Genomic DNA, 12,421 nt, shown 5'->3' on the forward strand with positions numbered 1-12,421 from the left:
AGGTAGCTTTCCCGCAGGGTGCCGTGCTTGGTCATCCCGAGCCGCTTCGCCACCGGTGTGCGTCCAGGCGCCGGGCGTGACCAGGGCCATGCCGGGGTCGACGCGCCCGGCGTCGCGCAGCGTCACCACGACGCGGGAGACGCCGCCGACCGACTCCCGGGGCTCGCCGGCGCAGCCGATCGTCCGGACGCGGACCCGCTCGCCCGCGGGCATGAGGAGGAGCTCGTCCCCCACGGCGACCGTCCCGGCGGCGAGGGTGCCGGCGATGACGGCCTGCCGCCCGGCGGTGAACGCGCGGTCCGCCCACAGCCGCACCGGGGCGGCCGGGTCGGGCACGGGCAGCCGGCCGGCGAGGCGGTCGAGCGCGGCGGTCAGCTCGGCCACCCCGGCGCCGGTCTCGGCGCTCACCGCGACGGCCTCCGCACCGCGCAGCGCCGTCCCGGCCAGCCGCTCGCGGATCTGGCGCAGCGCGGGCCTGGGGTCGGCGGCGTCGGCCTTGGTGACCGCGAGGACGCCGGACCGGACGCCGAGCGCGGAGAGGGCCTCCAGGTGCTCGCGGGTCTGCGGCATCCACCCCTCGTCGGCGGCGACGGTGAGCAGGACCGCGGACGCGGGCGCCGCCCCGGCGAGCCAGTCCGGAACGGACCGCTCGTCGCCGGGCGCGTCGACGAACGCGACGCGCCTCCCCGAGGGCAGCTCCGTCCAGGCGCCCGTCTCGCCGGGACTCCTGCCCGTGAGGGCGCGCACGAGCGCCGACTTGCCGTGCCCACCGTGTCCGGCGGTGGTGACGACGTGCATCAGCGTCCTTTCCAGGCCTGAACGCCGATGGCCGCGCGAGAACGGGCCGTGCGGGGAGTGGCGGAGCGGGGGGCGGAGTTCCGGAGGGCGGTGCGGGGGTTGCGCAGACGAAGGTCCACGAAAGGCAACCCTAGGGACGCCCGGGCCCCGCGCAAACCGCGACGCGCTGGCGCGTCGCGCCGGACCTGCGGACATCGAGGGGCGATTCGCCCGCTCTACACTTATTTAGGTTAAGTAACTACATGCCGCGCGCCGGGATCCGGCGACCGGCCGATGCGGGAGGTTCGCATGACCGGCGCTCGGGCGGCTCGCGGCACAGGCGCCCCGGAGGGCGGCGCGGCCGGCGCACCGGCGGCGCCCGGAGCCGGCGCACCGGCCGCCCGGCCCACCGGCCCCACCCTGCTCGCGCTCGCCGCCGCCGGGATGGTCGTGTCGGTGCAGCAGACGCTCGTGCTTCCGCTGCTGCCGCAGCTCATGACCCGCTTCGAGGCCCCCATCACGGATGTGACGTGGGTGTTCACCGCGTCCCTGCTGGCCGGCGCCGTCGCCACTCCGCTGCTGACGCGGTTCGGCGACATGTACGGCAAGAAGCGGATGATCCTGCTCGCCCTCGCGCTGCTGCTGGCCGGCTCGGTGCTGTGCGCGATGTCGGGCACGCTGCCGGTGCTGATCGCCGGGCGCGCGCTGCAGGGCGTCTCGGCGGCGCTGATCCCGCTCGCCATCGGCATGATCCGCGACACGTTCCCGGCCGAGCGGGTGACCACGGCGATCGGCATCGTCAGCGCCACCATGGGCGTCGGCGGCAGCGCCGGCATGATCGTGACCGGGCTGATCGCCACCCGCACCGGCAGCCACCACCCGGTGTTCTGGATCGCCGCCGCGCTGGCGGCGGCGGGGCTGGTGCTGGTCGCCGCGACGGCGCGCGACGTCGGCGTCCGCGCCGGCGGCCGGCCGGACCTGCCGGGCGCGGCCCTGCTCGCCTGCTGGCTGGTCTGCCTGCTGCTCGGCATCAGCCAGGGCAACGCCTGGGGCTGGACGTCCGGCGGGGTGCTGGGGCTGTTCGGCGCCGCAGCCGCGCTGTGCGCGGTCTGGACGGCGGTCGAGCTGCGGGTCCGCGCGCCGCTGGTGCGGCTGGGCCTGCTGGTCGGCCCCCGGTCCCTGTCGGCCAACGTCGTCTCGGCGCTGCTCGGCTTCTCGATGTTCGCCGCCTTCACGCTCATCGCCGGCTTCGTCCAGGCGCGGCCGGAGGAGCTCGGGTACGGGCTCGGCGGCTCGGTGCTGGACGTCGGGCTCTACATGCTGCCGAGCACCGTGACGATGCTGGTGTTCTCGGCGATGGCCGGGCGGCTCGCGGGGCGCCTCGGCCCCGCGTACACCCTCGCGATCGGGTCGGCGTTCGCCGGGCTGTGCTACGCGTGGCTCGCGGTGTCGAACGCGCACGTGTACGACATGCTCGCGTTCAGCGCCCTCCAGGGCGTCGGGTTCGGGATCGCCTACGCCGCGCTCGGCACGCTCGCCGTCCGGCACGTCCCGATGGACCAGAGCGGGATCGCCAGCGGCATCAACTCGCTGGTCCGCACCACGGGCGGCAGCGTCGCGGGCGCCGTCACGGCGTCGATCCTGGCCGGACGGGCCGCGGGCGCCGGCGTCCCCTCCCTCGGCGCCTACGAGCTGTGCTTCTGGGTGGTCTCCGCGGGGGCGGCGCTGGCCGCCCTCATCGCCGTCGCGCACGCCCTGCGCCACCCCGGGTAGACCCCGCCCGGCGGCGCGGGCCCTTGACGAACCGGCCCCGCGCCATGCCCTATAGGGGTGCGGCCCGAATCGCGGCGACGCCGGTCCGGGCCTCCGCGCAGATCCGGGCCAGGACCCGTCACCGGGAGGACGACATGGGCGCCTACGCGGCCGCGTACGAACGCAGCATCGCCGATCCGACCCGCTTCTGGGGGCTGGCGGCACGGGACGTGCGGTGGCTCGTCCCGCCGGACCGGGTGCTGGACGACGGGGCGCCGCCCTTCTACCGGTGGTTCACCGGCGGTGAGCTCAACACCTGCGACAACGCGCTGGACCGGCACGTCGAGGAGGGCCGCGGCGACCAGGCCGCGCTGATCTACGACAGCCCGGTCACCGGGACCGTGCGGACCTACTCCTACCGGGAGCTGACCGGCCATGTCGCGCGGTTCGCCGGGGCGCTGCGCGCGCTGGGCGTCGACCGCGGCGACCGCGTGGTCATCTACCTGCCGATGGTGCCCGAGGCGGTCATCGCGATGCTGGCGTGCGCGCGGCTCGGCGCCGTGCACTCGGTGGTCTTCGGCGGGTTCGCGGCGCGGGAGCTGGCGGTGCGCATCGACGACGCCCGCCCGAAAGCGGTCGTGTCGGCGTCCTGCGGGATCGAGGCGGGCCGGGTGGTCCCTTACAAGCCGCTGCTGGACCGGGCGCTGGAGCTGGCCCGGCACAAGGTCGAGCGGTGCGTGATCCGGCAGCGCGAGCAGCTCCACGCCGACCTCGTCCGGCCACGGGACGTGGAGTGGGACGAGGCCGTCGCGGCCGCCGAGCCCGCCGGGTGCGTCCCCGTCGCCGCCACCGACCCGCTCTACATCCTCTACACCTCCGGCACGACCGGGCGGCCGAAGGGCGTCGTGCGCGACAACGGCGGGCACGCGGTGGCGCTGCGCTGGTCGATGGAGAACGTGTTCGGCGTGGGGCGGGGCGACGTGTTCTGGGCGGCCTCCGACGTCGGCTGGGTCGTCGGGCACTCCTACATCGTGTACGCGCCGCTGCTCAGCGGCTGCACGACCGTGCTGTACGAGGGCAAGCCGGTCGGGACGCCGGACGCGGGCGCGTTCTGGCGGGTGGCCGCGCAGCACCGGGTGAAGGCGCTGTTCACCGCGCCGACCGCGATCCGGGCCGTCAAGAAGGAGGACCCCGAGGGCGCGCTGCTCGCCGGGCACGACCTGTCGGCCCTGGAGACGCTGTTCCTCGCCGGCGAGCGCCTCGACCCCGACACCTACCGCTGGGCCTCGCGCGTCCTAGACCGCCCGGTGATCGACCACTGGTGGCAGACCGAGACCGGCTGGCCGATCGTGGCGAACCTGCGCGGGCTGGAGCCGATGCCGGTCAAGGCGGGGTCGCCGTCGGTGCCGGTGCCCGGGTACGACGTGCGGGTCCTCGGCCCGGACGGCTCGCCCGTCCCGCCCGGCGCCGACGGCGACATCGCGATCCGGCTGCCGCTGCCGCCGGGCACGCTGCCCACGCTGTGGCAGGACGACGAGCGCTTCGTCGAGTCGTACCTGACGAAGTTCCCCGGCCACTACCTGACCGGCGACGGCGGGCACATCGACGAGGACGGCTACGTCTGGGTGATGGGCCGCACCGACGACGTCATCAACGTGGCCGGGCACCGGCTGTCCACCGGGACGATGGAGGAGGTCATCTCCTCCCACCCGGCCGTCGCCGAGTGCGCCGTCATCGGCGTCCAGGACGCGCTCAAGGGTCAGGTGCCGCGCGGGCTGGTCGTGCTCAAGAGCGGCATCCTGGCCGAGCCGGGCGAGGTGTGCGCCGAACTGGTCGCGATGGTGCGCGAGCAGATCGGGCCCGTCGCCGCGCTCAGGGAGATCTCGGTCGTGCCCGCGCTGCCGAAGACGCGGTCGGGCAAGATCCTGCGAGGCGTCATGCGGGGCATCGCCGACGGGCAGGAGGTGACCGTCCCGTCCACCATCGAGGACCCGGAGGTGCTGGACGGCCTGCGCTCCGTGCTGCGCCGGGAGTAGGGACCGCCGCGGGCGAGCGTCACGGGTCGCGGCCGGTCCGCTTCGGCCAGAACGCCGCGACCAGGACGACGGCGACCACCGAGAGGCCGATCTGGAAGAGCGCCTCCCACAGGTTCCAGCCGCCGTCGCCGAGGCTGGACAGGTGGACCAGGCCCGTGCCGCCGAACGCCGCGACGACCCCGACCGCCATCAGCAGCCATGCCGGCATGTTCTCGCGGCCCGGCACGGCGACCCTGCCCAGGACACCGACGGCGGCGCCCAGGACGACGGCGGCCACGAGTCCGCCGATGGTCATGCCTCGCCTCCCCCGCCCCCGATGAGGCCGTGCCGGGAACCTACCCGCCCCTCCGATCGGCGACACGGGCGGCGGACGGCCGGGCGGCGCTAGCGGACGACGAGGGTGTGCCGCCCCCGGCCGACGAGCTCCCCGACGACCGGCGCGCCCGGGATCTCCCCCGCGACCAGCAGCCCGCCGGAGGTCTGGGCGTCGGCGAGCAGCAGCCGCTCCTCCTCGGCGATCCGGCGGAAGAGGGTGTGCGGCGACACCCACGCGAGGTTGCGGCGGGTGCCGCCGGGCACGAACCCGTCCCGCACGGCGGCGCGCGCGCCGTCGAGGCAGGGGACGGCGGAGGCGTCCACGACGGCCGTGACGCCGCTCGCCCGCGCCAGCTTGTACAGGTGGCCGAGCAGCCCGAAGCCGGAGACGGCGGCGGCGCACGCGGCGCCGCGCTCGAGGGCGGCCAGGCCCGCCGCCGCGTTCAGCTCCGTCATGGCCGCGACCGCGTGCGGGAACACCTCCCCGGTCGCCCGGTGCCGGGCGTTGAGCGCGCCGACCCCGAGCGGCTTGGTCAGCGTGAGGGGGACGCCGGGACGGCCCGCGTCCAGCCGCAGCAGGCGGTCCGGGTCGGCGGTGCCGGTGACCGCGAGGCCGTACTTCGGCTCGGGGTCCTCGATGCTGTGCCCGCCGGCGATCGCGACGCCGGCCAGGGCCGCCATGTCCCGCCCGCCGCGCAGCACCTCGCGGGCCAGTTCGGCGGGCAGCGCGTCGGCGGGCCAGCCGAGCAGGTTCAGGGCCATCAGCGGGACGCCCCCGACGGCGTAGACGTCGGAGAGCGCGCTGGCGGCGGCGATCCGCCCCCAGTCGTAGGCGTCGTCGACGACGGGGGTGCGGAAGTCGGCGGTGGAGACCACGGCCCGGCCGCCGTCGAGGCGCAGCACGGCGGCGCCGTCGCCGTCGGGGCCGCCGACGAGGAGGGCGTCGTCCCCGCCGGTGAGGCCGGCCGTGACCCGCTCCAGTTCCCCTGGCGGAATCTTGCTGGAGCCGCCGCCGCGCGCGTACTGCGTCAGGCGGGCCACGGGGGCGAGTCGGGTCACCGCTGAATTTAACGCACAACTACTTCAAATGATCAACAAACGGACGGTACGCGTCCGGTCACCGACCGCCGACCGGGCCCGCGACCAGCGCCGAAAACCCCCGAACCCCTTGTCCGAACTCGGTTCGGCGTGATGCGATCTCCTTCCTGCAAGTCTTCACTTACTTCGGTCACCGACCACGAGGGGCGACATGGGGATCCAGGAACAGCGGGCCGACCTCGACCGGGCCGTCGCGGGGCAGACGATCTGCACCGCCCTCGCCGCGACCGCCGCACGGCACGGCGGAAGGCCGGCCTACTCCGACCGGACCGGCGGCGAGTGGAGCACGCTCACCTGGGCGGACACGCGGACCCGCGCGCTGGAGACGGCCGCGGGGTTCGCCGCCCTCGGCCTGGAGGCCGGCGACGTCGTCGCGCTGATGATGCCGAACCGGTCCGAGCACGTGCTGGCCGACCTCGGCGCCGTGCACGCCGGAGGCGTTCCCACCACGGTGTACGCGACGCTCGCGCCCGACCAGGTCGCGTTCGTCGCCGGGGACTGCTCGGCCAGGTACGCCGTGCTGGACGGCACGGACCAGCTCGGCCGCTGGCTGCCCGTCCTGGACCGCCTCCCGGACCTCCGCAAGATCATCGTGGTGGACTCCGCCGCCTGCCCGCCCGGCGACCGCTTCCTCAGCTGGGAGGCCTTCACCGAGCTCGGCCGCCGAGAGCTGGCCGCCGACCCGCTCGCCATCGACCGGCGCTGGCAGGCGGTCGGACCCGGGGACACCGCCACGCTCCTGTACACCTCCGGTACCACCGGCGACCCCAAGGGCGTCCTGATCACGCACTCGATGGCGCTGCACGAGGCGGAGATGGTCGAGCGCAGCTCCGTCCTGCCCGAGCACCCCGCCGGCATCTCCTACCTGCCGTTCGCGCACATCGCCGACCGGGTGCTGAGCTACTACCTGCCGGTCCGGCTGGCCTCCCACGTCCACTTCTGCCCCGACCCGGCCCAGCTGACGACGATCCTCGGCGAGGTGCGGCCGCACTCCTTCTTCGGCGTCCCGCGCGTCTGGGAGAAGATCATGGCCGGCATCCAGGCGGTGCTGTCGGCCGAGCAGGACGAGGCGAGGAAGCGGGCCGTCGCCGCCGCCCTGGACGCCGGCCGCGCGTACGTCACGGCGCAGGAGCACGGCAACACCCTCACCCCGCGGATCGCCGAGGCCTTCGAGCGGGCCGACCAGGCCGTCCTCACCCCCATGCGCGCGCTGCTCGGCCTGGACCGCGTCCGCCAGGCCTCCAGCGCCGCCGCGCCGCTGCCCGTCGAGGTGGCCCGGTTCTTCGCCGGGCTCGGCCTGAAGATCTTCGACGCCTACGGGATGACGGAGACGACCGGCGCCGTCACCGCCAACCTCGCCGACTCCTTCAAGCTCGGCACCGTCGGCCGCCCGTTCCCCGGCGTCGAACTCAGGCTCGCCGACGACGGCGAGATCCTCGTCCGCGGCGCCACCTGCACCCCCGGCTACCTGAACCGCCCCGACGCCACCGCCGACCTCATCGACGCCGACGGCTGGGTGCACACCGGCGACATCGGCCGCCTAGACGCGGACGGGTTCCTCACCGTCGTCGACCGCAAGAAGGAACTGATCATCACCGCCGGCGGCGAGAACATCTCCCCCTCCCTGGTGGAGAACCGCCTCAAGGAGCACCCGCTCATCGGCCAGGCCCTCGCCTTCGGCGACCGCCGCCCCTACGTCGTCGCGCTCATCACCCTCGACGGCGAGGTCGCGCCCGTCTGGGCGGCCGCCCACGGCGTCGACACCACCGACCTGGCCGCCCTCGCCGACCACCCCCTCGTCCTGGAGGAGGTCGCCCGGGCCGTCGAGGACGCCAACGCCCGGCTCGCCCGCGTCCAGCAGGTCAAGCGGTGGCGCCTGCTCACCGCCGAGTGGACCGCCGAGAGCGAGGAGCTCACCCCGACCCTCAAGCTGAAGCGCCGCGTCGTGCACACCAAGTACGCCGCCGACATCGACGGCCTCTACACCGGCTAAGATCACCGCCGGAGGCGTGTGAGCGCCTGGTGGCCTCCCCGGCCTTCAAAGCCGACGGTCCCGAGGATCTCGGGACGGCGGGTTCGATTCCCGTACGCCTCCGCCACCCGCCCCGCGCCGCGGCGTCCGGGCGCGACGTAACGTGAGGGCATGAGGCGTCGCAAGCTGGCCTACGGGATCATGATGGGCACCTGCCTCACGCTGTTCGTGCTGGCCTGGGCGGTGGTCCGGCTGTACTCGCACCCGGCCGCGATCGCGATGACGGTGGCGGCGCTCGTGATCCCGCCGTTCGCGGTGGTGGTCGCCAACTGGAACATCGACCGGACGGACCGCCGTAGGTGAGCGGCCACGGGGCCGCGTGGCTGCTGGACCTCGCCGGGATCTTCGTGTTCGCCGTGTCGGGGGCGCTCGCGGCCGTCCGGCAGCGGCTCGACGTCGTCGGCATGGTGGTGCTGGCCGAGATCACCGCGCTCGGCGGCGGGATCCTGCGCGACCTGATCATCGGGGCCGTCCCCCCGGCGGCGTTCACCGACCTCGGGTACGTGCTGGTCCCGATGGCGGCGTCGGCGCTGGTGTTCTTCTGGCATCCGCAGGTGACGCGGCTGCTGCCGGCGGTGCTGCTGTTCGACGCGGCCGGACTCGGGCTGTTCTGCGCGACGGGGACGGTCAAGGCGCTCCAGTACGGGCTCTCGCCGGTGCACGCGGTGCTGCTCGGCATCGTGACGGCGGTGGGCGGCGGCATCCTGCGGGACGTGCTGGCGGGCCGCATCCCGGCGGTGCTGTACGACCGGCAGCTGTACGCGATGCCCGCGCTGCTCGGGGCGGCCGTGACCGCGGGCGCCGAGAGCGCGGGCCTGCACGGCGGCGCCGTCACCGCCGGCGCCGCCGCCCTGGCGTTCGGGTTGCGCGTCCTCGCGATGCGCCAGGGGTGGCGGGCGCCCCGCCCCCGCGGGGTGCCCGACTAGCCCGTGCGGCGGCCGCGCCCGCCAGGGCTTCGTTTCGGGCCGGTTCCCGGGGTACCGTCAACGGTCATGGGGCGGATCACCGTACGCAGGCCCGTGCTTCGGCTGAGCGCGTCCGGGGCCCGGGTGCGCAGGCCCGACACGCTCGCGGCGGAGGAGCCGCTGGAGATCCGCGTCGCCGGCAAACCGCTGACGATCACGATGCGCACGCCGGGGCACGACTTCGACCTGGTCGCCGGCTTCCTGGCGGCCGAGGGCGTGGTCGGGCGGGCCGGCGACATCGCGGCGATGCGGTACTGCGCCGACACCGCGGAGCAGAACACCCTGGACGTCGGGCTCTCCCCCGGCGTGCCGCCGCCGGACGACTCCATGACGCGGGCGTTCACCACCACCAGCGCCTGCGGGGTGTGCGGCAAGTCGAGCATCGAGGCGCTGCGCGCCGACCGGCCCTACGAGGTGGCCGGCGACCCGGTGCGGCTCACCCCGGACGTGCTGGCGGCCATGCCGGAGCGGCTGCGCGCGGCGCAGCGGGTGTTCGACCGGACGGGCGGCCTGCACGCCGCCGGGCTCTTCGACGCCGAGGGCGGGCTCCTCGCCCTGCGCGAGGACGTCGGCCGCCACAACGCCGTCGACAAGGTGATCGGGTGGGCGCTGCGGCAGGGGCGGCTGCCGCTGACCGGGACGGTCCTCATGGTGAGCGGGCGCGCGTCGTTCGAGCTGACGCAGAAGGCGATGACGGCCGGCGTCCCGGTCCTCGCGGCGGTGTCGGCGCCGTCCTCGCTGGCCGTGGACCTCGCCGAGGACGCGGGGATGACGCTCGTCGGCTTCCTGCGCGGCGAGACCATGAACGTCTACACGGGCGCGGAGCGTATCGGCCCCTGAGCGGCGCCACTTGTCACGCCGGGTCGAAAACCGAGCGGTAACTTGTTGGCCTCGTCTCAAGAAACCACGGGCGCCGCAGGAGTTGACTGCACTGCCAATGGCACACGCGCGGCGCGGGGGCACGTCGCGGCCGGCCCGGACGCGTGGAAGGCGAGGACCGCATGACGAGGCCCCAGGCGAGCGGCGGCACGGCGCCCGTCGACGAGCGCCACCCGCCGATCAAGCCGCGGCGCGTCTCCTTCGACTGGTCGCGGACCCCGCTGCACTGGGTCCCGAACGACCCGGTCGCCACGCACATCATCAACTCGTTCCACATCGTCCTGCCCGAGGGCGAGAAGTGGTTCATCCAGTGCGTGAAGGACGCCCGCCCGTACATCCGGGACGAGCGGCTGCTGGAGGAGATCAAGGGCTTCATCGGGCAGGAGATGGTGCACGCCCGCTCCCACCAGGGCGTCCTGGACCAGATCCTGCAGCGCGCGGGCATCGACGTCTCCAGGATCACCGACGCGGCGGGGCGGGGCAACGCCGAGCGCCCCGCGCAGATGGCGGCGCTGAAGGAGCGGAATCCGCGGGCCTGGCGGCGCCGGCTGCGCTTCGAGCTGGCCGCGGTCGCCTCGATCGAGCACTACACCGCCGTCCTCGGACAGTGGATCATGGACAACGACCGGCTCGACAAGGCCGGCGTGGACCCGACGATGCTGGACCTGCTGCGCTGGCACGGCGCCGAGGAGGTCGAGCACCGCTCGGTGGTCTTCGACGTCTACACGGCCATGGGAGGCCGGTACCCGACCCGCGTCGCCGCGTGGGTGGTGTCGCTGTTCTTCCTGTACTGGGCGCTGATCGGCGGCTCGCTCTACCTGCTGAAGCAGGACCCGACGATCAAGCGGAGGGTGACGCCGCTGCGCGTCTACCGCTCCTACCGGCGGTCGGTGCGGCTCGGCCACGTGCCCGGCGTCTTCCGGCTCCTGCTCGGCGAGGCGCCCGTCTACCTCAGGCCGGACCACCACCCCTCCAAGGTCTGCTCCACGCCCCGCGCGCTGGACTACCTCACGCGGTCGCCCGCCGCCAGGGCCGCGGGCTACGACCCCTACTAGACCGCGGCACGCTCCGCGCCCCGGTCCCGCGCACTCCGCGGTGGCGGGCGTCACTCCGCGAGCCACTTGACCCGGGGGCGGATCGGCGATTTATTAACATTGTGTCCAATAAAGTGGCGCTCGCCCGCGTGCACGACGCGGCGGAGCTCGAACGATTCCGCGCCGTCCAGCGCCTGTGCTACCGGTGCGCCGAGGAGGTCGCCGGCACGCTCGAACCGGGCGTGACCGAGCGCGAGGCGTGCCGCCGCATGCGCCGGTGGCTGCGCGCACGCGGCGTCGACGACTGGCTGCACACCCCGTTCGCCTGGTTCGGCGACCGGTCGGCCTTCCGCGGCTTCCGGCTGCCCACGCAGTTCCTGCCCGGCGGGACGCGCCTGGAGGAGGGCATGCCCTACATCCTGGACATGGCGCCGGTGCGGGACGGCTACTCCGCCGACATCGGGTACGGCGGCGTCCTCGGCGAGAACAAAATCTGGGAACGACTCGACGCCGACCTGGCCGCCTACCGGGCGCTGATCCTGCGTCTCGTCCGCGAACGGCGGACGTTCGCCGACGTCTACGCCGAGGTCGACGCGCTCATCGAGCGCCAGGGCTACGACAGCCGCCACCGCGTGTATCCGGGGCGCGTCATCGGCCATCAGATCGGCGTCATCGGTGGGATCCTCCCGAAGCGCGTGGGATTCCCATTCGGTGTACGGTTCCTCCAGACCATCGGCCGCGAACTGGTCAAGGAGCGCCTGGAAGGGCGCTCCCCGCTCTGGAACGGGGCCGCGCAGTCCCAGCATCCCCCGACGCCCGGGCTGTGGGCGGTCGAGCCCCACATCGGGTTCCGCGGCGTCGGCGTGAAGTTCGAGGAGATCCTCGTGGTCACCGAGGACGACGCGCACTGGCTCGACGACGACCTGCCCCACGTGCACCGGTGGGCCCGACGGGAGACGACCGCATGACACACCCCGCCCCACCCGTCGCGCGGCGGCGCGTCCGCGGAGACGGCGTCGACCTCGCCGTCTACGAGCAGGGCGACCGGTCGCGCCCCACCGTCCTGCTGGTCCACGGCTACCCCGACACCCACGCCGTCTGGGACGAGGTGGCGGCGCGGCTCGCCGACCGGTTCCACGTCGTCCGGTACGACGTGCGCGGCGCGGGCGCCTCGTCCCGTCCGCGCGGGAGCAGGCGCTACACGTTCGAGTACCTGATGGCCGACATGGAGGCCGTCCTGGACGCGACCGCGCCCGAGCGCAAGGTGCACCTGGTGGGGCACGACTGGGGCTCCATCCAGGCGTGGGAGGCGGTCTGCACGATGCCGGACCGCTTCGCCTCGTTCACCTCGATCTCCGGCCCGTGCCTGGACCACGTCGCGCACTGGACGCGGCGGAACCTGGCGCGACCCACCCCGGCCAACCTGCGGCGGGCGGCCGGGCAGGGCCTCCGGTCCTGGTACATCTACTTCTTCCAGACGTCGGTGCTGCCGGAACTGCTGTGGCGGGCCGGGATGGCGAAGCCGTTCGCCAA

General features: G+C 74.3%; 12 protein-coding genes and 1 tRNA gene. 10 read left to right on the plus strand and 3 right to left on the minus strand.

Going from position 1 to position 12,421, the window contains the following annotated elements:
• Nucleotides 1-798: GTP-binding protein (locus AB0C69_RS26015; protein ID WP_360357771.1), on the minus strand; the 798-nt coding region annotated here is incomplete at its 3' end.
• Nucleotides 799-1,086: 288 nt separating this feature from the next.
• On the opposite strand from AB0C69_RS26015, the gene AB0C69_RS26020 reads away from it, so the two are divergent.
• Nucleotides 1,087-2,550: an MFS transporter gene (locus tag AB0C69_RS26020; RefSeq protein WP_360357773.1), complete on the plus strand. Its 1,464-nt coding sequence runs from the start codon at nt 1,087-1,089 to the stop codon at nt 2,548-2,550.
• Nucleotides 2,551-2,594: 44 nt separating this feature from the next.
• Entirely contained in the window at nt 2,595-4,565 is a 1,971-nt protein-coding gene (locus AB0C69_RS26025) for a propionyl-CoA synthetase (RefSeq protein WP_360357774.1), read from the plus strand.
• 19 nt (nt 4,566-4,584) lie between these two features.
• Here AB0C69_RS26025 and AB0C69_RS26030 read toward each other — a convergent pair whose 3' ends face one another.
• Both AB0C69_RS26030 and selD read right to left on the minus strand, forming a co-directional pair.
• Nucleotides 4,585-4,860, minus strand: coding sequence for a GlsB/YeaQ/YmgE family stress response membrane protein (locus tag AB0C69_RS26030; protein ID WP_360357775.1), 276 nt, complete (start codon nt 4,858-4,860; stop codon nt 4,585-4,587).
• A gap of 89 nt (nt 4,861-4,949) precedes the next feature.
• Complete coding sequence (gene selD, locus AB0C69_RS26035) at nt 4,950-5,939, minus strand: selenide, water dikinase SelD (protein WP_345181137.1); 990 nt, start codon at nt 5,937-5,939, stop codon at nt 4,950-4,952.
• A gap of 190 nt (nt 5,940-6,129) precedes the next feature.
• Here selD and AB0C69_RS26040 point away from each other — a divergent pair, with 190 nt between their 5' ends.
• The 8 genes from AB0C69_RS26040 to AB0C69_RS26075 form a co-directional block, all read left to right on the plus strand.
• Nucleotides 6,130-7,971, plus strand: a complete 1,842-nt coding sequence (locus AB0C69_RS26040; protein WP_360357776.1) for an AMP-dependent synthetase/ligase — start codon at nt 6,130-6,132, stop codon at nt 7,969-7,971.
• 10 nt (nt 7,972-7,981) lie between these two features.
• Nucleotides 7,982-8,077 (plus strand) — tRNA-Sec (locus AB0C69_RS26045).
• 44 nt (nt 8,078-8,121) lie between these two features.
• On the plus strand, nt 8,122-8,313 hold the full coding sequence (locus AB0C69_RS26050) for a DUF3099 domain-containing protein (protein ID WP_345181133.1): 192 nt from the start codon (nt 8,122-8,124) through the stop codon (nt 8,311-8,313).
• Nucleotides 8,310-8,936, plus strand: a complete 627-nt coding sequence (locus AB0C69_RS26055) for a trimeric intracellular cation channel family protein (protein ID WP_360357777.1) — start codon at nt 8,310-8,312, stop codon at nt 8,934-8,936. The genes AB0C69_RS26050 and AB0C69_RS26055 overlap by 4 nt, the downstream gene beginning before the upstream one ends.
• Nucleotides 8,937-9,002: 66 nt before the next feature.
• Nucleotides 9,003-9,815 carry a formate dehydrogenase accessory sulfurtransferase FdhD gene (fdhD, locus tag AB0C69_RS26060; RefSeq protein ID WP_360357778.1) on the plus strand — a complete coding sequence of 271 codons (813 nt, stop codon included), beginning with the start codon at nt 9,003-9,005 and terminating at the stop codon, nt 9,813-9,815.
• Between the two features lie 161 nt (nt 9,816-9,976).
• Nucleotides 9,977-10,909: a metal-dependent hydrolase gene (locus AB0C69_RS26065; protein WP_353834060.1), complete on the plus strand. Its 933-nt coding sequence runs from the start codon at nt 9,977-9,979 to the stop codon at nt 10,907-10,909.
• A 113-nt stretch (nt 10,910-11,022) separates the two neighbouring features.
• Complete coding sequence (locus AB0C69_RS26070; RefSeq protein WP_360357781.1) at nt 11,023-11,856, plus strand: M24 family metallopeptidase; 834 nt, start codon at nt 11,023-11,025, stop codon at nt 11,854-11,856.
• Nucleotides 11,853-12,421 (plus strand): alpha/beta fold hydrolase (locus AB0C69_RS26075; RefSeq protein WP_360357779.1); only part of this gene is annotated, 569 nt, incomplete at its 3' end. The genes AB0C69_RS26070 and AB0C69_RS26075, both read left to right, overlap by 4 nt.

The organism is Actinomadura sp. NPDC048032, assembly GCF_040653175.1.
GTDB classification, from domain to species: domain Bacteria; phylum Actinomycetota; class Actinomycetes; order Streptosporangiales; family Streptosporangiaceae; genus Spirillospora; species Spirillospora verrucosospora.